Origin of the sequence: Methylobacterium carpenticola (assembly GCF_042748905.1) — a bacterium.
Classification (GTDB): Bacteria; Pseudomonadota; Alphaproteobacteria; order Rhizobiales; family Beijerinckiaceae; genus Methylobacterium; species Methylobacterium carpenticola.
In genome coordinates, this window is the sequence record NZ_JBHZEO010000001.1 from 4,976,285 (window position 1) to 4,998,000 (window position 21,716).

Annotated in this window: 17 protein-coding genes; 7 read left to right on the top strand and 10 right to left on the bottom strand. The window is 71.8% G+C overall.

The window, feature by feature from the left end; all coding sequences use genetic code 11:
- Positions 1–107 precede the first annotated feature (107 nt).
- Positions 108–4,145 carry a Pls/PosA family non-ribosomal peptide synthetase gene (locus tag ACE101_RS23060; RefSeq protein WP_379134605.1) on the bottom strand — a complete coding sequence of 1,346 codons (4,038 nt, stop codon included), beginning with the start codon at positions 4,143–4,145 and terminating at the stop codon, positions 108–110.
- 289 nt (positions 4,146–4,434) lie between these two features.
- Positions 4,435–5,028, bottom strand: a complete 594-nt coding sequence (locus ACE101_RS23065) for a histidine phosphatase family protein (RefSeq protein ID WP_379134608.1) — start codon at positions 5,026–5,028, stop codon at positions 4,435–4,437.
- Between the two features lie 113 nt (positions 5,029–5,141).
- On the opposite strand from ACE101_RS23065, the gene ACE101_RS23070 reads away from it, so the two are divergent.
- Both ACE101_RS23070 and ACE101_RS23075 read left to right on the top strand, forming a co-directional pair.
- Positions 5,142–6,092 carry a polyphosphate kinase 2 family protein gene (locus ACE101_RS23070; protein WP_379134610.1) on the top strand — a complete coding sequence of 317 codons (951 nt, stop codon included), beginning with the start codon at positions 5,142–5,144 and terminating at the stop codon, positions 6,090–6,092.
- Positions 6,093–6,147: 55 nt separating this feature from the next.
- Positions 6,148–7,029 carry a glycosyltransferase family protein gene (locus ACE101_RS23075; RefSeq protein ID WP_379134612.1) on the top strand — a complete coding sequence of 294 codons (882 nt, stop codon included), beginning with the start codon at positions 6,148–6,150 and terminating at the stop codon, positions 7,027–7,029.
- A gap of 246 nt (positions 7,030–7,275) precedes the next feature.
- Here ACE101_RS23075 and gyrB read toward each other — a convergent pair whose 3' ends face one another.
- From gyrB to ACE101_RS23095, 4 genes are all read right to left on the bottom strand, one after another.
- Complete coding sequence (gene gyrB, locus ACE101_RS23080; protein ID WP_379134615.1) at positions 7,276–9,702, bottom strand: DNA topoisomerase (ATP-hydrolyzing) subunit B; 2,427 nt, start codon at positions 9,700–9,702, stop codon at positions 7,276–7,278.
- 275 nt (positions 9,703–9,977) lie between these two features.
- Entirely contained in the window at positions 9,978–10,940 is a 963-nt protein-coding gene (locus ACE101_RS23085; protein WP_379134617.1) for an aldo/keto reductase, read from the bottom strand.
- A gap of 11 nt (positions 10,941–10,951) precedes the next feature.
- A complete protein-coding gene (locus ACE101_RS23090) occupies positions 10,952–11,593 on the bottom strand; it encodes an MBL fold metallo-hydrolase (protein ID WP_379134619.1) in 642 nt (213 codons plus the stop codon).
- Between the two features lie 136 nt (positions 11,594–11,729).
- Positions 11,730–12,584 carry a protein-L-isoaspartate O-methyltransferase family protein gene (locus ACE101_RS23095; protein WP_379134621.1) on the bottom strand — a complete coding sequence of 285 codons (855 nt, stop codon included), beginning with the start codon at positions 12,582–12,584 and terminating at the stop codon, positions 11,730–11,732.
- A gap of 226 nt (positions 12,585–12,810) precedes the next feature.
- On the opposite strand from ACE101_RS23095, the gene ACE101_RS23100 reads away from it, so the two are divergent.
- Positions 12,811–15,810, top strand: coding sequence for a penicillin-binding protein 1A (locus ACE101_RS23100; protein WP_379134623.1), 3,000 nt, complete (start codon positions 12,811–12,813; stop codon positions 15,808–15,810).
- A 151-nt stretch (positions 15,811–15,961) separates the two neighbouring features.
- Positions 15,962–16,987: a hypothetical protein gene (locus tag ACE101_RS23105; protein ID WP_379134626.1), complete on the top strand. Its 1,026-nt coding sequence runs from the start codon at positions 15,962–15,964 to the stop codon at positions 16,985–16,987.
- A gap of 38 nt (positions 16,988–17,025) precedes the next feature.
- On the opposite strand, the gene ACE101_RS23110 is transcribed toward ACE101_RS23105, so the two are convergent.
- Positions 17,026–17,238 (bottom strand): hypothetical protein, encoded by a 213-nt coding sequence (locus ACE101_RS23110; protein WP_379134628.1) that lies wholly within the window; start codon positions 17,236–17,238, stop codon positions 17,026–17,028.
- A 186-nt stretch (positions 17,239–17,424) separates the two neighbouring features.
- Here ACE101_RS23110 and ACE101_RS23115 point away from each other — a divergent pair, with 186 nt between their 5' ends.
- Entirely contained in the window at positions 17,425–17,670 is a 246-nt protein-coding gene (locus tag ACE101_RS23115; protein WP_379134630.1) for a hypothetical protein, read from the top strand.
- A 95-nt stretch (positions 17,671–17,765) separates the two neighbouring features.
- Here the strand turns inward: ACE101_RS23115 and trhA are convergent, their stop codons facing one another.
- Both trhA and ACE101_RS23125 read right to left on the bottom strand, forming a co-directional pair.
- Positions 17,766–18,470: a PAQR family membrane homeostasis protein TrhA gene (gene trhA, locus ACE101_RS23120; protein WP_379134633.1), complete on the bottom strand. Its 705-nt coding sequence runs from the start codon at positions 18,468–18,470 to the stop codon at positions 17,766–17,768.
- Positions 18,471–18,558: 88 nt separating this feature from the next.
- A complete protein-coding gene (locus ACE101_RS23125; protein WP_379134636.1) occupies positions 18,559–19,629 on the bottom strand; it encodes a COX15/CtaA family protein in 1,071 nt (356 codons plus the stop codon).
- A 167-nt stretch (positions 19,630–19,796) separates the two neighbouring features.
- On the opposite strand from ACE101_RS23125, the gene ACE101_RS23130 reads away from it, so the two are divergent.
- Both ACE101_RS23130 and ACE101_RS23135 read left to right on the top strand, forming a co-directional pair.
- Positions 19,797–20,012 (top strand): DUF2842 domain-containing protein, encoded by a 216-nt coding sequence (locus ACE101_RS23130; protein WP_379134638.1) that lies wholly within the window; start codon positions 19,797–19,799, stop codon positions 20,010–20,012.
- A 114-nt stretch (positions 20,013–20,126) separates the two neighbouring features.
- Positions 20,127–20,471 carry a hypothetical protein gene (locus tag ACE101_RS23135; protein WP_379134640.1) on the top strand — a complete coding sequence of 115 codons (345 nt, stop codon included), beginning with the start codon at positions 20,127–20,129 and terminating at the stop codon, positions 20,469–20,471.
- Positions 20,472–20,576: 105 nt separating this feature from the next.
- Here the strand turns inward: ACE101_RS23135 and ACE101_RS23140 are convergent, their stop codons facing one another.
- Entirely contained in the window at positions 20,577–21,629 is a 1,053-nt protein-coding gene (locus ACE101_RS23140; protein WP_379134641.1) for a polysaccharide deacetylase family protein, read from the bottom strand.
- Positions 21,630–21,716 lie beyond the last annotated feature (87 nt).

Below are 21,716 nucleotides of genomic sequence, written 5' to 3' on the forward strand. Positions count from 1 at the left end.
CTCATTGAAGCCGATTGGGATAGTCGCTCCCAGGTCTGCTTTCCCAGCCGGAACCGCGCCGAGGCGAGCCGACCGGACTGCGGGTCGCGGACGGCTTCGCGCCCACCCTACGGCGCCGCATGCACCACCGGCACCGCCGGCGAACCCTCCCACTCCGTATCATCGGGGATCGCCTCGCCCTTCATGATCACGGTGAGCGGCCGCAGGCGGGCGTAATCCCCGACATCGGTGTCGTAGAGCACCGTCGCGAAGGCGCCCACCGTCACTCCGCGCCCGAGCACCACCCGCCCGACCTTCATCACCCGGTCCTCGTAGAGGTGGGTCTGGAGGGCGGACATCCGGTTGATCGACGAGAAGTCGCCGATCGTCACGCAGTCGAACTCGGTGATGTCGGTGGAGAGCATGCAGACGCCCTGGCCGGTGCGGGTGCCGAACAGGCGCAGCACCCAGGGCAGGAAGGGCGTGCCCATCAGGTGCTCCAGCAGCACCTTGCCGGCGAGGCCCCAGTACATCACCGCCACCGCCTCGGTGCGCATCGCCCACCACGACCACATCGGGTGCATGCCGGGCCGGTAGACGCCCATCAGCAGCCATTTCACGGCGATGACGACGAGGGTCTGCAGCACCGCGATCACCACGCCCGTCACCACGAAGCTGACCGCCAGCCCGCCCCAGTCGCCGGCCAGGATCGCCGGGTAGAACACGTAGTCGATGGCGATGATCGCGAAGGTGATGAACAGCATCGGCGAGAAGGACGAGGTGAAGGCCTCGAACACGCCGCGCCCGACCCGCGGCCAGATCCCCGGATCGAAGGTCTGGCGCTGGCCGAGATCGACCTTCTGACGGGTCGGCAGCTTGATCGGCGGCGAGCCGAACCAGGTCTCGCCCGGCCCCATGCGGTCGTTGGCCGGGGGCTTCGACTTGATGCCGATCAGCACGTCGTCCGGGATCACCGCCCCCGGCGGCACCACCGCGTCGTTGCCGACGAAGACCCGCGCGCCGGTCCGCACCGGGTCGAGATGCATGAAGCCGTGGCGCACCTCCTCCTCGCCGTAGACCACCTCGTCGGCGATGAAGTTGCGCTCGCCCACCTCCGCGAGGTCGTAGCGCCCGGCGAGGTTGGTGGAGATCTCCGCCCCCTTGCCCATGCCGGCCCCCATCAGCCGGTACCACGCCCGCATGTAGACCGTGGCGAAGAGGGAGGAGAGGGTCTCCAGCGTCACCTCGGCGGCGAGCGCCACCGCCCATTTGCGCAGGTAGACGCCGCTATAGACCGGGTAGCGGCCCGCCCGCAGCCGCGGCAGCACCAGCCAGCGGATCAGCGCGATCAGCCCCACCGTGCCCGCCGTCATCAGCATGGCGGTCGGCCAGGTCAGGAGCGGCAGGTAGAAGTGGTAGTCGACGTCGGTCAGCGTGGCGAGCGAATCGCTGATCTGGTCGAAGATGTAGAAGGCCGGGAAGATCGGCAGCAGGCCGACGGCGGGGATCGCCGCGAGCAGGGCCGCGTAGATCACGAAGAACGCGGCCCGCCGCTCCCGCGACACCGGCGGCAGTTCAGGGCTCGCCGAGAGGTCGACCTCGCCCACCTTGCGGCCGGGCGAGCCGTCCCAGATCTCGGCCCGGCCCACCAGGGTGCCGGCCGGAACCGTGGTGAGATCGGCGATCTCGGCGTGATCCTCGATCCGCGCCCCGTGGCCGATGACGCAGGAGGTGCCGATCGAGACGTTGTCGCCGATGGAGACGCGGCCGATCACCAGCTCGTTGCCGACGATCTCCGCGTTGGCGATGACGAGGCGCCCGCCGAGCGAGGCGCCGTGCCCGATGCTGACGAGGTCCGCCGCGCCGATGTCGATGTCCGAGACGACCGCGTCGTCGCCGACCTTGGCGCCGAGGAGCCGCAGGTAGATGCGGATCATCGGCGAGCCCTGGAGCCACTTGATGTGGACGAGGGGAGTGAGGCGCTGCGTCAGCCACCAGCGGAAATAGTAGCTGCCCCAGAGCGGGTAGCGCCCCGGCCGGGTGCGCCCGAGCAGCAGCCACTTCGCCGCGATGGCGATCAGCGCCGTCACGGCGTTGAGGCCGATATAGACGAGGAGCAGCACCGCCATCTCGGCGAAGAAGCCGAGATCGCCGCCCGTGATCAGCAGGTAGGTGACGAAGATGCCGAGCCATTGCGCCGTGGCGAGCGCGATGACGAAGGGCAGCACCACCGCCTGGGCGAGGCCGCAGAGGAAGCGGCGCAGGAGCGGCGGCGGCGCGAAGGAGAGGTCGCGCACCGCCATCTCGGCGCCGACGCCGCCGGTGCGGACGATCAGGTCGTCGGCCATCGCCCGGAGCGTGCGGTGCGCGTAGACGTCCTGCAGGGTGATGGAGGCGAGGGCCGGCGCCTCGCGCACGCCCGAGACGAAGCGGGCGGCGAGCAGCGAATGGCCACCGAGATCGGCGAAGAAATCCGCCTCGAACGGGATCGCGACATTGCCGAAGACGCGCTTGGCGGCGGCGAGGAGCGCCGCCTCCGTCTCGTTGCGCGGCTCCTCCTGCTCCCCGGTCGGGGCGGGGGTGGCGAGTTCCATCGCCCGCAGGGCCTTGCGGTCGACCTTGCCGGAGGCGGCGAGAATCGGCAGCGACGTCACCACCTCGAAATGCCCCGGCACCATGTAGGGTGGCATGGTCTCGGCGAGCTGGGCGCGCAGGCGCTGCGTCTCCAGCACCGCGGCACGCTCGGGCACGAGGAAGGCCACCAGCCGGTCGACGCCGTCGTCCTGGCGCAGCACCACCGCGGCCTGGGCGATGCCGGCCTGGGCCCGGATCCGCGCCTCGATCTCGCCGAGCTCCACCCGGAAGCCGCGGATCTTCACCTGATCGTCGATGCGCCCGTGGAAGAGGATGCGCCCCTGGGGATCGAGGGAGACCGCGTCGCCCGAGCGGTAGAGGACGGGGTCCGCACCGTCCCCGCCGAAGGGGTTGGCGATGAACTTCTCCGCCGTGAGTTCCGGCCGGGCGAGGTAGCCCGCGGCGACGCCGGGGCCGCCGATCAGGAGTTCGCCCTGCACGCCGGGGCCGACCAGCGCCAAGCGCTCGTCGACGATGTAGCAGGTGTAGTTGGCGATCGGCCCGCCGATGGTGACCGGGTCGCCCGGGCGCATCTCGGCCGCGGTGGCGACCACCGTCGCCTCGGTCGGCCCATAGGTGTTGAACAGGCGCCGGTTCGGGGTCGCCCAGCGGGCGACCAGCGGCTCGGGCAGGGCCTCGCCGCCGAGCAGGATGAGGCGCAGCCGCGGCACGTCCTGCGTCATCAGCCCGAGCAGGGTCGGCACCGTGTCGAGCACCGTGATCCCGGCCTCGTTGAGGATGCCGGGCAGGGCCTCGGCATCGCCCATCATGGCGGGGCTCGCCACGAACAAGGTCGCGCCGACGAGGTAGGGGACCCAGATCTCCTCCATCGAGAGATCGAAGGCCACCGAGGCGCCCTGGAACACCACGTCCTCGGCGGTGAGCCCGTAGAGGTCGTTGGCCGAGCGCAGGAAGTGGCAGATGTTGCGGTGGCTGATGACGATGCCCTTCGGCACGCCGGTCGAGCCCGAGGTGTAGATCAGGTAGGCCGGGTGCTCCGGCGTGAGGCCGGCGGCCCGCAGGTCGGGGGCGGGGCCGCTCGCCCCCGCGGCGGCCTCGGCCGGGGTCAGGGCGGGAGTGCCGGCCGGCGCCCGGGGTTTGAGCGCGTCGGAGACGATGAGGGCCTTGGCCGCGGCGTCCTGGAGGCAGACGGCGACGCGGTCGGCGGGCGCCTCGGCGTCGAAGGGCAGCCACGCGGCGCCCGCCTTGGTGATGCCGATCTGCGCGATGAGGAGGTCGGGGGCGCGGGCCATCCAGAGGCCGACCACGTCGCCCGGGCCGATGCCGCGGGCGGCGAGCCCGGCCGCGATCGCGTCCGAGCGCGCGTCCACCTCGGCGTAGGACAGGCGGGTGCGCTGCGCATGCGCGCCGTCGATCAGGGCAGTGTGGCCGGCGCGGCGCGCGGCGGAGTCGCGGAAGATCTCGGCCAGCACCTCGTCGCGGAGGAGATCCGGCCGCACCGGACCGCGCAGCACCGCCATGCGGGCGCTCTCGTCGGAGGTCGGGCGGACGATCCCGGCGGTCTGACTCATGCTCTGCTCCACGGCCCCGGGCCGATGCGGGCCGTCCCGGTTGGGCGGCGTCCTGCTCAAGTAGAGGATCTTGCGGCGAGGCAACGCTCGTGACGGGGGTCGGTGACGGCGGTTCAAGGCGGTGATGCGGCGGCCCGCCGCGACGCATTGGCCCAAGGTCACCCGGACGAGGAATCACGCCGGCGGGCGGCCGAAAGCCGCGGTGACTTACCGCTTCCCCGGCCTCCCCGTCCACCCGCCGGCATTGAGCGGCTCCGGATCGGATCGGGCCCGTGATGATCGCGGAGCATCAGACCCAGCGATGCCCCGCCGCATCGATGACGAGCACGCGCCCCTGCCAGATGTCCCGGTGCGGCGCCTCGGCCGTCGTCGCGTGGCCTGTGGCGACGAGGACGGCGCGGGCGACGCCGCCATGCGCCACCATCACGGTCGGCCCGGCGAGCCCGTCGAGGACGGGGCGCACGCGGTCGAGCAGCATCGCGTAGCTCTCCGCGCCCGCCCCGGGCGGGCAATGGCCCCAGCGGTCGCGGTTGCGCGCCGCGTAGGCTCGCGGGTCGGCGTCGCGCAGGTCGCGCCACGTCCGCCCCTCCCAGGCCCCGAAGCCGATCTCGACCAGGCGCGAATCGGTGGCGTAGGCGGCGGGATCGAGCCCGAGCACGCCGCGCAGGGTCTCCATGGTCGCGCGGGTCCGGGTGAGCGGGCTCGCCAGATAGGCGAGGTCGCCCGCCCGCTCCCCGAGCAGGAAGCGGAGCGTCTCCCCCACCCCCGCGGCCTGGGCGAGGCCGCGGGGGTTGAGCGGGGTGTCCCGCTGGCCCTGCAGGCGCCCCTCCGCGTTCCAGTCCGTCTCGCCGTGGCGGACGAAGTAGAGGGCGGGGCGGCTCATCGCACGCCCCCGCACCGGCCGCTCTCCCACCTGCCACCCCGGCACTTGGCGGAACGGGACCTCGGCGGTTCCGTTATCGTCGACATCGCCCTCTCCCTTCACCCCCACGCTCCATGTCGAAGAAGAAGCGCAACAGCAAGGCCGAGACCGTCCCGCACGGCCCGCACCCCTCCTCCTCAGCCTGGGCCGCAGCGGCACCCGGCTTCGAGGCGAGAAGCCCCGGCTCGATCGATGCCTACGAGGCCGCGCGGCCCGTGGCCGGGCCCGGCCTCACGGTGGTGCGCCCCGGCGTGGCCTTCTCGCTGGCGGCCGTCGATCCCGACGCGCCGAAGGACGCCGACAAGGCGGCGGCCCAGACCGCGCTCGCCGTGGAGCGGGCCCGGATCCAGTCGTTCCAGGAGCGGCTCTACGCCGAGCATCGCCGCAGTCTGCTCGTGGTGCTGCAGGCGATCGATACCGGCGGCAAGGACGGCACCATCCGGCACGTCTTCGAGGGCGTGAACCCGCAGGGCTGCCGGGTGTGGTCGTTCAAGACGCCGAGCCGGGAGGAGCTCGATCACGACTTCCTGTGGCGCTACCACCAGTACACGCCCGGCCGCGGCCTGATCGGCGTGTTCAACCGCAGCCATTACGAGGACGTGCTGATCGTGCGCGTCAAGGGCTTGGTGCCCGAGCCGGTCTGGAGCCAACGCTACGACCTGATCAACGATTTCGAGCGGCTGCTGACGCTGTCCGGAACCACGGTTCTCAAATTCTTCCTGCACATCTCCCGCGACGAGCAGAAGCGCCGCCTGGAGAGCCGGCTGGAGGATCCCACCAAGCGCTGGAAGTTCGACCCGTCCGACCTCGTCGAGCGCGAGGCCTGGGACGATTACCAGGCCGCCTTCCAGGACGCGCTGACGCGCTGCGCCACCGATCACGCGCCCTGGTACGTGGTACCGGGCAATCAGAAGTGGTTCCGCAACCTCGTCGTCGCCCGCAGCATCGCCGACACGCTCGAAGCCATGAACCCGCAATTCCCGGAGCCGCCGGAGGGGCTGGATCGGGTGACGGTGCCGGATTAGAGCCGGGCCACGGTCCGCTGCGTCGCGGCAGGGCCGGCAGCCACGAGGAGGCCGCATGGATGCCGACCGGGTGCTCGCGGGGATCGTCGTCTACGAGCCGGACCGGGCGCAGCTCCTGCGGCTCGTGACGGCCATCGCCCCCCAGGTCGGCGAAGTCGTGATCTACGCCAATTCCGCCGTGCCGGAGGCGTTCGAGTCGGACCTGCGCGCGGTGGCGGGACCGGCCCTGCTTAGCGTCCTGCGCCCGCCCGGCAATGTCGGCCTCGGCAGCGCCTACAACGCCATCGCCGGCCACGCCCGGATCCGTCGCAGCGAGTTCGTCCTCCTCCTCGATCAGGACAGCCTGCCCGGGGCGGGGTGCGTCGCGGCCCTGCGCGCGGGGTTCATCGCCCTCGACGCCGCGGGCGAGCGCCCGGCCCTGATCGGTCCGCAGCCGCTGGGCGGGGAGAACGCTCCCATGCGGGCGCCGCGGGACGGCGCGGCGGGCCCGCGGGATCTCGTTCCGGTGTCCTTCGCCATCTCGTCCGGCTCGTTGATCCGCCGCGAGGTCCTCGATGCGGTGGGTCCCTTCCGGGCGGATTTCTTCATCGATGCGATCGACACCGAGTGGTGCCTGCGGGCGCGGGCCCGAGGGTTCTCGGTGTGGATGGCCGCGGGCGTGCCGATGACCCACGCGCTCGGCCGCGGCGTGATGCGTCTGCCCCTCGGCCTGCTGGTGCCGGACCAGCCGCCGCGGCGGGTTTACACGATGATCCGCAACCAGCTCGCCCTGATGCGGCTCGGGCACGTGCCCGCCTCCTTCAAGGTGAAGGCGCTGGTCTCGCTGCCCCTGCGGATCGCCGCCCATCTGGTGCGCGACCGGGGCTCGCGCGCCATGCAGGCGGCGATCGGGCGGGGCCTCGTGGATGGCGTGAGGAACCGCCTCGGGCCGCCCTGATCCCGGTTCGACGGATCGGGATCCCGCGTGTTCCGAAAGCGATTCGGCGACCGGGTGCTGGAACCCGCCCACCCCCTCATGCTGAGGGAGCGCGGGAATGCCAGACAGGCCGGCGGCGGCTCATACGGTTTCCGGTTGATTGCTTCGCAATGCGGAAACCGGCTTCGCTCAGGGGTGCGCGGAGCCTTGCTCCGCGCCGCGCGGGCTTGTGATACGGTTCCCGGACGTGATCTTCCGAAAACCGTATCACACGTCCAGGTTCGCCACGTTGAGCGCGTTCTCCTGGATGAACTCCCGGCGCGGCTCCACCACGTCGCCCATCAGCTTGACGAAGAGGTCGTCCGCGTCGGTCGTGTCCTTGACCTTGACCTGCAGCAGCGAGCGCACGTCGCGGTCGAGGGTGGTTTCCCAGAGCTGCTGGGCGGTCATCTCGCCGAGGCCCTTGTAGCGCTGGAGCTGCAGGCCCTTGCGTCCGAGCGCCATCATGGTCTCGAACAGCGCGACCGGCCCGTGCAGGACGATCTCCTCGCTCTTGCGCACCAGGGTCGCGGGAGCGTCGTAGATCTGGCGCAGGGCGTCGGCGCGCTCGTCGAGCCGGCGCGCCTCCTGCGAGTTGATCAGCGCCTCGTCGAGCACCGCCACCTGCCGTACGCCGCGCAGGGTCCGCGACAGGACGTAGCCGCCGTCCTTCGCCTCGCCTTCCCAGCCACGCTCGATCTCGTCCGCGATGTCGTTGAGCCGCTGGGCGATCTCGTCGGCCACCGCCTCGGCATGGGCCGGATCCTCGGCCACGGAGGGGCGCAGCGCCCCCGCGATCACCGCCTGCTCGACCACGGTGCGGTCGTAGCGGGTGTGGAGACCGTGCAGGATCTGGCGCACGCCGCGGGCCTCGTCGACCAGCGCCCGGAGTTGGGCTCCCCCGAACTCGACGCCGGTGGTGAGGCGCAGCGTGGCTCCCTCGATGCCGCCGTCGATCAGGTAGTCCTCCAGCGCGCGCTCGTCCTTCAGGTAGATGGCCGAGCGGCCCTTCGCGGCTTTGTAGAGCGGCGGCTGCGCGATGTAGAGGTGCCCGCGGTCGATCAGTTCCGGCATCTGCCGGAAGAAGAAGGTGAGGAGCAGCGTGCGGATGTGCGAGCCGTCCACGTCCGCATCGGTCATGATGATGATGCGGTGGTAGCGCAGCTTGTCGGGGTTGAACTCCTCGCGGCCGATGCCGGTGCCGAGCGCCGTGATCAGCGTGCCGATCTCCTGGCTCGACAGCATCTTGTCGAAGCGGGCACGCTCCACGTTGAGGATCTTGCCGCGCAGGGGCAGCACCGCCTGGAAGGTGCGGTCGCGGCCCTGCTTGGCCGAGCCGCCGGCCGAATCGCCCTCCACCAGCAGGATCTCGCACTTCGACGGGTCGCGCTCCTGGCAATCGGCGAGCTTGCCGGGCAGCGAGGCGATGTCGAGGGCGCCCTTGCGCCGGGTCAGCTCGCGGGCCTTGCGGGCGGCCTCGCGGGCGGCGGCCGCCTCCGCCACCTTGCCGACGATGGTCCTGGCCTCGGAGGGATGCTCCTCGAGCCAGTTCGACAGGCCCTCGTTGAGCACGTTCTCGACCACCGGCCGGACCTCCGACGAGACCAGCTTGTCCTTGGTCTGCGAGGAGAACTTCGGGTCCGGCACCTTCACCGAGATGATGGCGGTCAGCCCCTCACGGCAATCGTCGCCCGTGAGCGAGACCTTCTCCTTCTTGGCGATGCCGGAGGATTCCGCGTAGCCGGTGATCTGGCGCGTCAGCGCCGCCCGGAAGCCCGCCATGTGGGTGCCGCCGTCCCGCTGCGGGATGTTGTTGGTGAAGGGCAGCACCGTCTCGTGATAGCTGTCGTTCCACCACAGGGCGACTTCGACGCCGATCCCGTCGCGCTCGGCGCGCACCACCACGGGCTGGGCGACCAGCGGGGTCTTGGTGCGGTCGAGATAGCGCACGAAGGCCTCGACGCCGCCCTCGTAGACCAGTTCCTCGCGCTTGTGCTCGGCATGGCGGGCATCGGTGAGGACGATGCGCACCCCGGAATTCAGGAAGGCGAGTTCGCGCAGGCGCTTCTCCAGCGTCGCGTAGTCGAACTCCACCATCGAGAAGGTCTGGGTGCTCGGCAGGAAGGTGACCTCCGTGCCGCGCCGGTCCCCGGCCGGGCCGACCACGGCAAGGGGCGCCACCGCGTCGCCGTGGCGGAACTCCATCGCGTGCTCCTGACCGCTGCGCCAGATCCGCAGGCGCAGCCAGGTGGAGAGCGCGTTCACCACCGAGACGCCGACGCCGTGCAGGCCGCCCGAAACCTTGTAGGAGTTCTGGTCGAACTTACCTCCGGCATGGAGCTGGGTCATGATGACCTCGGCGGCCGAGACCCCCTCCTCCGGATGGATGTCGGTCGGAATGCCGCGGCCGTTGTCGGAAACCGTGCAGGAGCCGTCCGGGTTGAGGGTCACGGTCACGAGAGTGGCATGGCCCGCCAGCGCCTCGTCGATGGCGTTGTCGACGACCTCGTAGACCATGTGGTGGAGGCCCGAGCCGTCATCGGTGTCGCCGATATACATCCCGGGACGCTTGCGTACCGCGTCGAGGCCCTTGAGGACCTTGATCGAGTCGGCGCCGTAGGTGTCGGGGGTGAGGTCGCGGGCGGGTTCGGCCATGTCGATTCCTGAGCGGGCGGGCGCTGGTCGCGGACACGCGTCGCAGAGCGCCGCCGTACCATCTCTCTCTTGGATGCCTAGATAAGCATTCCGCCTTGAGATTGCATCGGTTTCGGGCGCCGCAGGGGCGCCCGTCCCGAGTCTTCGCAGCGGCCGGTTAAGGGAGCCGTACCCGAGAGCGCTTCCCGCCGGAGTGGAGGCCGGTTCGGGGAAAGGAAGCGCGTCACACCAAAGGCTCAGAGCAACGACCGGTCGCGACGCGATCGGGCGCTGCCCTACGCGCGAATGCCGTCCCGGCTCGCCGCGTCGAGGCGGGCGATCGCGGCCGGATCCAGGGTCAGGCGCACGCCCGCGATCAGCTCGTCGAGCTGGGGCAGCGAGGTCGCACTCGCGATCGGCGCGGTGAGGCCCGGCCGGGCGACGAGCCACGCGAGCGCCACCTGGGCGGGCGTCGCTCCCTGGGCCTCGGCCACCGCGTCGATCTCCCGCAGCAGGGCGAAGCCCTTCGGGTTGAGATAGGGCGACACCCGGATCTCGCGGGCGCGGCCGGCGGCGGCGCCGGCCTCCCGGTACTTGCCGGTGAGGAAGCCCGCCGCGAGGGAGAAGTAGGAGATGACGCCGATCTCCTCCCGGCGGCAGAGGGGCTCCAGCTCCGCCTCGTAGCCCTGGCGCGCGGCGAGGCTGTATTCCGGTTGCAGGCTCTCGTAGCGCGGCAGGCCGGTGCGGGCGGCCACGTCGAGCGCCTCCTGAAGGCGCGCGGCGGAGAAGTTCGAGGCGCCGATCGCCCGCACCTTGCCGGCGCGGATCAGGCGGTCGTAGGCGCCGAGCGTCTCCTCGATCGGCGTCTCCGGATCGTCCTCGTGCGACTGGTAGAGGTCGATGCGGTCGGTCTGGAGGCGGCGCAGGGAATCCTCCACGGCCCGCTCGATATAGGCGGCCTTCAGCCCCTTGCGCCCATCTCCCATGTCCATGCCGACCTTGGTGGCGAGCACGATGCGGTCGCGGCAGCCGCGCTCCCTCATCCAGCGGCCGAGGATCGTCTCGGATTCGCCGCCGCTGTGGCCGGGCACCCAGCGCGAATACACGTCGGCGGTGTCGATGAAGGTGAAGCCTTCCGCGAGCAGCCGGTCGAGGAGCGCGAAGGAGGTCGGCTCGTCGGCGGTCCAGCCGAGGACGTTGCCGCCGAAGCAGAGCGGCGGGACGGAGAGGCCGGAACGGCCGAGGGGACGAAGCTCCATGGATCGCGCGCTCACTGCAGGAAGGGGTTGGACAGGCGCTCCTGGCCGATCGTGCTGGTCGGGCCGTGGCCGGGGATGAAGGCGAGGTCGTCGCCGAGCGGCAGGAGCTTGGTCTTGATCGCCGTGATGAGCGCCTCGTGGTCGCCCCCCGGCAGGTCGGTGCGCCCCACCGAGCCGCGGAACAGCACGTCGCCCATCTGGGCGAAGCGGGCCTCGCGGCTCACCAGCACCACGCTGCCGGGCGAGTGGCCGGGGCAGTGCAGCACGTCGAAGGTGAGGTCGCCGATCGTCACCGCGTCGCCCTCGGCGAGCCAGCGCTCCGGCGTCACCGCCCGGGCGCCGTCGAGTCCATAGGCCGCGCCGGCCTCGGGCAGGCGGTCGAGGAGCGGCTTGTCGGCGATGTGCGGCCCCTCGACCGGCACGCCGAGGCGCTCCTTGAGGTCGGCGGCGCCGCCCGCGTGATCGATATGGCCGTGGGTGAGGAGGATCTTCTCGACCGTGACGCCGGCCTTCTCGACCGCCGCGAGGATCCGCTCGAGGTCGCCGCCCGGATCGACCACCGCGGCGCGCTTCGTCGCCTCGCACCAGAGCAGGGTGCAGTTCTGCTGGAAGGGCGTGACCGGGATGATGGCGGCGCGGGGCGTGCTCGGCATGGGGCTCCGGGGGCTGACGTCTCGCAGCCTATGTAGCCCGGATGCGCCGGAGAGGCACGCATCACTCCGACCATCCACGCCGTTTCCGGATCGGAGGCGCCCCGGCCTCGCCCGGGCCCTGGACCCGCACCGGCCCTCAGGCCGGGGCGTCCGCCTCCCGCACCGACAGCCACCACCCCTCCCCGGCCACCCAGGCGCTCCCGTCGGGCTCGGTCCCGCGGTGGAGGCTGCGCACCGCCTCCATCCGGCCGCCCGCGAAGGCCGCGGCGAGGCGGGCCGCGCCCGCCGGGGTGCGCGCGCCGAGGCAGGGTACGAACAGCGTCCGGGAGAGGAAGCCCGCATCGAGGAGAGCGGCCGAATGGCCGGGGCCGCGGCGGCGCGCGAACAGGAGCCCGCCCCAGCCCCGGTCCGGGGTCAGCGGCACGATCAGGCGGCCCGTGTCCGACAGGGCGTCGAGCCAGAGGGGGAGCGGCTCGGTCGCCCCCGCATTCACGGAGACGAAATCGGCCTGCGGCAGCGGGCCGGCCGCCCCCGAACCGGCATGAACGGCGACCTGGGGATAACCGCGGAGCGCCGCCGCCGCCCGCGCGGCCAGCTCCGGCTGGACCTCGTAGGCATCCACCCGGCCCGCGGGGCCGACCAGTTCCGCGATGATCGCCGTGTAGTAGCCGCCGCCGGCTCCGACCTGCACCACCCGCTCCCCCGGCCGCAGGGCGGCCGCCGCGAGCGCCATGGCGTGCAGGCCCGGCTCGCCGTTGTTGATCCCCTCCCCCGGCAGCAGCGCCACGAGCACGTCCCGGGACAGGCCGCCGGGATCGTCCGCCGGAACGGTCTCGGGGCCGGCCTCGCTCATCACCACCCAGGGGCCGGGCCCGCAGAAATCCTCCCGCTTCACCGTCGCGAAGGCGCGGATGAGGGCCGGATCGTGCGTGCCCGCGCGGAAGGCCACGTGGCGGGCATAGGCGGCGCGCTGGCGGATCGAAACGTCCATCGCAGGTCTCGCGCACAGCAGCAGCAGGCTCTCGCGCAGGCCTCTCGCAGCCCCGGGCCGGGCCCTCCGCGGCCCGGCGGAGGACGCCCTGTCCATCGAACGGCCCCCGTCCGGCCGTGGTTCCCCGAACGGGGGCCTGACCTTAAAAGAGCCGCGTTGTACACGTCCCCTTCAGGTCCCCGGCCGTTCCCTGGCGCAACAGCCCCTCCGGCCGGGCTCAAGGCACATGAACGCGATCCTCATCAAGCTCTTCGCCACCGCGCTGACGCTGAGCCAGGCGACGACCCGGCCCGAGGCGATCCGCACCCAGTTCGACCCCGCCCGGGACGGACCGGAGGTGGTGCGCATCCTGCGCGACGGCTGCGCCCACATGCGCAAGGCCTTCGACATCGAGGACATCAACCTCGACGAGCTGATCTCCACCGCCATGGAGGATCCGAAGGCGATCGCGGGCGAGTCCAAGATCCTGCACGGCCTCGACATCGGTGAGCTCAACACGAGCTACAAGCAGTTCTGCAAGGGCGAGAACCCGCCGAACTCGCCCTTCGAGGCCAAGGCCGTGATCGAGTTCTACAACAAGGCGGTGGAGGGTCTGCCGGACGCGAACGCGCTCAAGACCCTGAAGCTGCCCGGCGTCAGCACCATCCTCGACGGGAACGGAAACCGCTTCTCGGAGACCGCCGAGCCGAACGGGCGGCGCATCGGCGTGCCGATCGGCCAGATCCCGCCGATGGTCCAGAAGGCGTTCATCGCCGCCGAGGACAAGCGCTTCGAGACCCACCGGGGCATCGACGAGCGCGGGGTGATCCGGGCCTTCATCGGCAACCTCGCCGCACCGGGCCGGCCGGCGGGCGGCTCCACCATCACCCAGCAGGTGGTGAAGAACCTCTCGGTGGGCGACGACGTCACCTACGAGCGCAAGATCCGCGAGATGATCGTGGCGGCCCGCGCCGAGCAGGCGATGACCAAGCCCGAGATCCTCGGCCTCTACCTCAACGGCATCTATCTGGGCCGGGGCGCCTACGGCATCGAGATGGCCGCGCGCAGCTATTTCGGAAAGTCGGTCAAGGACCTGCGCGTGCCGGAGGCGGCCCTGCTCGCGGGCATGCCCAAGGGCCCGAACTACTACAGCCCCGACCGCTACCCCGACCGGGCGCGCGAGCGGCGCGCCTACGTGCTCTCCCGCATGAAGGAGGAGGGCGTGATCGACGAGGCGGCGATGAATGCCGCCCTCAAGAGCGATCTCGGCCTCGTGCCGCTGGAGCGCACCCGCCAGGAGGCGGGCTTCTACTACGTGGATCACCTCGGCCGCGAGGCGCGCTCCCTCGCCGGGCTCGATTCGCTCACGGCGAGCGCCTACACGGTGCGCTCGACCCTGAATGCGGGGCTCCAGAGCGCGACGGAATCGATCCTCCAGGAAGCCCTGTCGCGCTACGAGGCGTCGACGGGCCGCGCCCGCTTCGAGGGGGCCGAGTTCAACCTCACGGACGCGGTCAAGCGCATCGAGGCCGCCGCCGCGCCGACGCCCGCCCCGGCCCCGGAACCCGCGCCGGCCCCCGCTCCGGCTCCCAAGGGAGCCAGATCCGCGAAGGCGGCCAAGGCCGTCCCTGCGAAGCCCGCGGGGCCGAAACCCGCTTGGCAGCGCGCCCTCGAATCGGCCCGCGCGCCCCTCTACGACGTGCACTGGCCCCTGGCGGTGGTGCTCGACACCGGCGCGAAGGGCGCCAATCCCCGCGTCGGCCTCGCGGACGGGCGGGTGGCGAGCCTCAACCCGGGCCAGGCCCGGGGCAAGCTCGTCCCCTACGACGTGGTGCGGGTGTCCCTGCGCGAGGGCAAGGGCGCGCCGCGGGCAGACCTGCGCGTCAAGCCCCAGGTACAGGGGGCGGCCCTGGTGCTGGAGAACCGCACCGGGCGCATCCTCGCCATGGCGGGAGGTTTCTCCTACCCGCTGAGCCAGCTCAACCGGGTGACGCAGAGCGTCCGCCAGCCCGGCTCGACGCTGAAGCCCCTCACCTACCTCGCCGCGCTCAATGCCGGCCTGCAGCCCAACACCCTGGTGATGGACGCGGCCGTGACCCTGCCGCCGATCGGCGGCGTCGGCCAGTCCTGGTCGCCGAAGAACTACGAGGGCGGCGGCGCGGGGCCGATCACCCTGCGCCGCGGCCTCGAACACTCGAAGAACCTCGTCACCGCGCAGCTCCTGCGCGGCGGCATCGCGGAGAAGCCGGAGCAGAGCCTCCAGCGCGTCTGCGACATCGCCCTCGAAGCGCAGCTCTACGCGGAATGCGAGCGCTACTATCCGTTCGTGCTCGGCGCCCAGCCGGTGCGGATGATCGACCTCGCGGCCTTCTACGCGGCCATCGCCAACGAGGGCGCGCGGCCGAGCCCCTACGCCCTCGAATCCGTCTCGCAGGGCGATGCGGTGGTCTACAAGCGGGCCGACCGGCCGCTCGCCCGCATCGGCTCGTCCGACCGGGTCGCCTTCTACCAGATCAAGAGCCTGCTCCAGGGCGTCACCCAGCGCGGCACCGCGGCGGCGCTCGCGCGCTTCGCCCCCTACGTGGCCGGCAAGACCGGCACCTCGGAGGACGAGAACGACGCGTGGTTCGCGGGCTTCACCAACGACATCACCATCGTGGTTTGGTTCGGCTACGACAACGCGGACGGCCGGCGGCGCACGCTCGGCCGCGGCCAGACCGGCGGGCACCTCGCGGTGCCGGTCTTCGGGCAGATCCTCCAGGCCGCCTGGGCGAACGGGGTGCCGAAATCCCCCCTCGCCCCGCCGAGCCCCGAGGCGCAGCCGCTGATCGCCGACGCCACGATCGACCTCTATTCCGGGCGCCGGGTGGCGGGCGGCGGCTTCACGGAGCATTTCCGCCTGCAACCGGATGGGCGGCTCGCCGACACGCAGTACCGCCTCGTCCCGCAGGAATCGCTCTACGCCATGCGGCCCGATGCGGATCGCGACGGCGACGCGCTGGATGGCGGGCGCTCCGACGACGTCCGCCGCCCGGAGGACGACCAGTACGATCCCTTCGCCGAACTCGGTCGCCAGCTCTTCGGCGGCGGTGCGCCGCCGATCCGCCGCGCCCAGCCGGTGCCGGCCCCCGAGCCGCTCTGGCCCGGCCGCTCGGCTCGCTCGCCCTTCGGCGACGACGACGACGTCTATCGCCGGCCGCGCCGTCGCGATCCCGACTATCTCTTCGGCGAAGATCCGAACTACTGATACGGTTTCCGGAAGATCACTTTCGGAAACCGTATCACGAGCCCGCGCGGCGCCTGAGCGAGGCCGGTTTCCGCATCGCGAAGCGATAATCCGGAAACCGTATGACCCCGGGGCCGCATCGTCCCGGTCCCCATCCAAGGAAGCTTCCCCCGTGCGCCACAGCCTGACGGCCCGCTTCGCCGTGCCGCTCCTCGCCCTCCTCGCGGCGAGCCCCGCCCTCGCCGAGTACCGCACCAAGGACGTGCCGAGCGTCTCCGGCCTCGAGGCCGGGGCGATCGCGCCGAACACCATCGCGTTCACCGATCACCGCGACAACCCGTCGAGCCCCGAGAGCGGGCTGACGCCCTTCGCCGAGTGGAGCCGCACCCAGCCGCTGCAGAAGGCGGTGCTCGCCCCCTACCCGGACTACGTCGAGCCGAGCTACACGGTGACGCTGAACGGCTCGGCCAAGCCGCGCCACGAGGTGCTGAAGGTCTACCTCGCCGAGGCGCGCTTCGTGGTGCCGCGCGCGCCCGACAAGATCGACCTGAAGCGCTTCGCCTCCCTCGCCTTCCTCGGCCGGATGGACCCGGCGATCAAGCACAAGGCCCTGAGCGCCGCCGAGGTGACGCCGACCAAGGACCCGCAGGCGGCCTTCGCCCGGCGGCCGGACCGGCCCTGGTGCGGGACGCCGGAGGCGCTCTGCATCGAGTCGCGCTACGACCTCGAAGGCAAGCTGCCGCTCGGGGTCAAGCTCGCCAACAAGCTGGAGGAGGGCGGCAAGAAGATCGCCGAGTTCGTCTCGTTCCAGAGCGAATTGCGGGCGCTGCCGCCCGAGGAGGCCGCCAAGCTCGCGAGCCTGACCAGGATCGAGGCGCCGGTGGCGGGTGCGCTCGAGCAGAACATCTTCTGGGTCAACCAGATCCTGCGCTTCGGCAAGTTCCTGGCGGTGGTGCAGCCGGTGAGCAATGATCCGAACAAGACGGTGGTGACCGCCTACATGGCGCTCGGCATCAAGGCCGACGTGCTCGACCGCAAGAAGGAGTACGAGCGCGTGCCGGTGCTGCGCAACCTGCTGCCGGCGCAGGTGCTGATGGGCAATTCCTCGTTCAACACCGGCACCTCGATCAGCGCCGGCCTGCCCACCTACGCCCGCAACCGCATCGCGGCCTTCGCGGACGCGCTCGCCAGGGAATGAGCGGAGGGCCGGGCGCGGGACCCCGCGCCCGGCCGATCTCAGAAGCCGCGGTTGCTGATGCTCGGCACGCTCGGCTGCGTGAACACGCGGTTCACGTCGGGCCGGCGCTGGGTGCCGTTGGTGTCGCTCGAACGCACGTAGTTCTGCGTGTTGAAGGTCTCGCTGAAGGCGGAACGCTCGGATTCCATGCTGGTGCAGGCCCCGAGCAGCACGATCAGCGTGCCGGCGGCGGCGAGGGACGGGAGCTTCATCGGTCGGTCCTGTGGGCGGCTCGAACGGCCCTCCTCGCGGTGGATCGGGGCGCCGTCAAGGCGCGCGGGCGCGCGCGGGACGGTTTGCCGGCCGCCGTGGCCGCCGCGCCGCGGCTGCGCGGATTGTGTGGAGAGCCGCGACTCCTCGCTGGTGCCGGGCGACGCTTTGCGCGACAGTTCGACTCGATGAGCAACGTCATTCCCCTGCGCGTCCGGCCGGCGCCCGATGTGTCCGCCCGAGAGACCGCCGCGGTCGTCTCCGACCTCGTGGCGATCGCCGAGCAGCTGCACGACATCGGTGCGCGCACGGCGACGCTCGGCCGGCCGCTGACCGAGACGGAGCGCACGGTGCAGATGCTGCTCGACGCCGTGACCTCGGTGGAGCGCGCCCTCGACGCCATCACGGATGGCGGGGATTACTCGCCGTTCTGACGGACGGATTCAGCTCTTCGACGATCCCGTCTACGGCGTCTGGAACGTTCGGACGGCCTCGTGCCGAGGCGATCGTCGACGGCGGGGTGCCGCGCTCACGCCGCCGCCGCGATCATGCTGTGGAACACCGCGCCGTAATGGCAGGCCGCCGCCGCCAGCACGAAGCCGTGCCAGATCGCGTTCTGGAACGGCAGGCCCCGCCAGAGATGGAAGATCACGCCCGCCGAGTAGAGCAGGCCGCCGGCGGCGAGCAGGGTCAGCGCCTGGGGCGCGAGCAGGCCGATCACCGAATCGTAGGCCATCATCCCGCTCCAGCCGAGAGCGAGGTAGAGGCCGACCGCGAGCCGGTCGAAGCGGCCCGGCAGCGCGAGCTTGATGGCTGCCCCCGCCACCGCGACGAGCCAGATCCCGGCGAGCAGGCCCCAGGCGAGGCTGCCCGTGCCGACGAGCGTCACCAGGGGCGTGTAGGTGCCGGCGATCATCAGGAAGATCGTGGCGTGGTCGGCTCGCCGGAGGCGCCATTTCAGCCGGCCGACCGGCCACATGTTGTAGGCCGCCGACACGCTCAGCATGGCCACGAGGCCCGTCGCGTAGATCCCCACGGAGACCCGCTCGGAGGGGTCGAGCCGGATGAGGAGCGCGGTGGCGATGAGGGCGGTGGCCCCGATCACCGCGAGCGCGACGCCGAGGACGTGCACGATGCCGTCGGCCAGGAGTTCGCGGGGGGTGTAGGTCCAGAGCAGGGCGGGCGGCCGGCCGTCATCGGCGGAAGCGTCGGCGTGTCCGGTCGTCATGCGCATGCGGGCTCCGGGCTCGGCCGGCGGCGGAATTGCCACCGCTGCCAATGAGAGCACCGATCACCCGCGCGGTCACCTCACCTTTCGGTGGTCAGGCCGGCGATAAGGTCGAGACGCGGGCATGCGCCACCGCCATCCCGAGGACGAGCATCGCCATCACCTGATGGGCGAGCCCGGCCCAGAGCGGCACCGCGAGGAGCAGCGTCGTGATGCCGAGCACCGCCTGCGTGGTGACGAGGCCGAGAAGGCCCCCTGCCCTCTTGGCCCCGCGGCTGCCCGGCCGGGTGCGGCGCAGGCCGAGCCAGTGCAGGGCGGCGACGGCGAGGAGCCCGTAGGCCACGAGCCGGTGGTTGAGCTGCACCAGCGCGACGTTGTCGACGAAGTTCTCGATCCAGGGCTTGACCGCGAACAGCCCCGAGAGCGGCGGGATGAGTGCCCCGTCCATCAGCGGCCAGGTGTTGTAGGTGAGCCCGGCCTTCGAGCCCGCGACGAGGCCGCCGAGCGCGATCTGGACCAGCACGAGGAGCGGCAGCGCCGCCGCGCTCCAGCGCAGGCGCCGCGGCAGCGCCGGCTCCGCCGCCCGGTCGAGCCCGGCGGCCAGCCAGACGAGCCCCGCGAAGATGGCGCTGGCCAGGGTCAGATGGGCGGCGAGCTTGATCGGCGCCACGGCGGTCATGCCGGGTTGCAGGCCCGAGGCCACCATGATCCAGCCGACCGCCCCCTGCAGGCCGCCGAGCACGCCGAGGGCCAGCAGGCCGAGGCCGAGCCGCCGGTCGAGCCGACCCGTCCACCAGAACCAGCCGAGCGGCAGGAAGAAGGCGAACCCGATCAGCCGGCCGAGGAAGCGGTGCCCCCATTCCCAGGCGTAGATGAACTGGAACTCGGAGAGCGACATGCCGCGGTTGAGGATGTCGTATTGCGGGGTTGCCCGGTACTTGGCGAATTCCTGCGCCCAGGCCTCCGCGGAGAGCGGCGGGATGGCGCCGGTCACCGGCTTCCACTCGGTGATCGACAGCCCGGAGCCGGTGAGCCGCGTGGCGCCCCCGACCGCCACCATGGCGATGACGAGGGCCGCCATGACGAACAGCCAGCGGCGCAAGGCGGCGCGCGAGCGGGGGGCGGAGCCGGCAGCGGCAGAAGGGGCGAGGACGGCGCTGGTCATGGGCCGGCCTCTACGCGCGGGCGGGCGGGCAGCGCAACGCTCGCCGGTGCCGCACCCGCGGTCTCTTTCCCTCGGGTCGCGCAAGAGACCGCGATTGCGCCGCATGGCGGGCGGGCGCGGCCTCGCGTAGGCGGGCGGCGAACGCCCACCCGCCCCGGAGATCCGTGATGCGCCGCCGCACCCGCTCGCTCATCGGCACGATCGTGATGATCGCCTTCGTGCTGATCTACGCCCCCCTGGCGATGGCGCTCGCCGACAGCCACATCGCCGAGACGCCTCCGGTGGTGCAGTCGATCCTCTATGCCCTGCTCGGGATCCTGTGGATCTTTCCCCTGATGCCGCTGATCCGGTGGATGGCGCGGCCGGATGGCGGCGCCGCCTGACGCGACGGCCGGTTTTTCGCCGCAAAACTCGGCCACAAGCCGCTACGGTGTCCCGGCGATCCTCCCGGGCGCTCCCTTCCGGCTCCCGCTCCCGACCAAGGCAGTCCCCGGCCCATGCGCCACGCGTTCGCGATGCTTCTCCTGTTCGGCCCGCTTGCCGGCCCCGCCCTCGCACAGGGCGCTCCCCGCTCGGTCGCCGATTGCGAACGCATCCGGGGCGATCTCGCCTACAATCAGTGCCTGTCGCTGTTCGGGCCGGCAGCCCCCATGAAGGGCGCGGCTGCCGCCGCCGCCGCCGAGGCCCGCCTGCCGGCCACCACCGCCAGCGCCGCCGTCACGGCGGAAGACGCCGAGCCCGCCCCGAGCTATCGCGGCCGGCGCCGCTACGGGCGGCGGGTCCATCGCGGCCGCCAGACCGCGAGCTTCGCGGTGATGAGCGGGCGTCATCGCCGCCGCTGAGATCCGAGCAGACCTGCATCGGCGTGCCGATGCTTCATCCGTTTCGATTCGTGATGTGCCGCAGGTTCTCGTTGCAGAACCGGCGGCGACCTTTGCGAGACCTGCTCAGGCCACGTTGAGCCGCCGCCCGCGGTTCCAGGCCAGGAACGGCACCCCGGAGAGCAAGGCCGTCAGCGCCGCCTCGCTCTGGAAGCAGCCATTGACCGAGACCCGCGGCAGCGCGTGGAGATGGCCGGCATGCTCCGCGAAGAGGTGGCCCGGCCGCGTCGTCACCGCCGTGGAGAAGCCCGCCTCGGCCGCGAGAGCGAAGTCGCGCGGGCCGGCCGAGGTCGGATCTCCCACCGGATAGGAGAAATGCTGCGGCACGCGCCCGAGCCGGGCCGCGATGACGGCGCGGGATTCGGCGATCTCCCGCCGCGCCGTCTCCGGACCGTGCTTGGCGAGCATCGGATGCGTGAGGGTGTGGGCGCCGATCGTGACGTCGGCATCCTCCGCGAGCGCGCGCAATTCGTCCCAGCCGAGGCAGAGCTCCCGGGTGATGGCGGTGGGATCGAGCCCCGCCTCGCCGGAGAGCCGCGCGATCACCGCGAGCAGCCGCTCCTCGGGCCCCGCCCGCAACAGCCGGTAGAGCTGCGCGAAGGCCGCGCCCTTCTGCGCCGCGCCCCTGGCCGGCAGGTCGAGCCCGATCTCCGGCGCTCGCACCCGGTCGAGCCGGCCGATCGCCCGTTCCAGCTCCACCCACCAGAGCCGTCCGGTGCCGGCCGCGTAATCGGCGGTGACGAACAGCGCCCAGGGGGCGCCGTGCCGGCGCAGGACGGGGCGGGCATGTTCCAGGTTGTCGCGATAGCCGTCGTCGAAGGTGAGGACCGCGAAGGGCCGGCGCCCGGGCCGGCGCAAACGGCCCGGCACTGCGTCGAGGTCGATCAGGTCGAAGCCGCGGCGGCGCAGGGTCGCGAGGACGCGGTCGAGGAAATCCGGCGTGATCGCGAGCAGGCGGTTCGGCGCGTAGGGGCCCGGCGCCTCCGGCCGCACGTGGTGGAAGGTCAGGATCAGGCCGAGGCCCTGCGCGGCCGGGGCGAGCCAGCGGTCGGCGCGGGTCGCGGCGATGGTCGCGAACCCGGCGCGGAACAGGCGGAGACGGGTCTCGGCGGCGAGCATGGTCGCGACCCTAGCGGCGTCCCGCCAAGGATTCGTTACCGATGCCGTGAGAAACGCCCCGTTACAGGATGGGCAATCGGCTAGTGT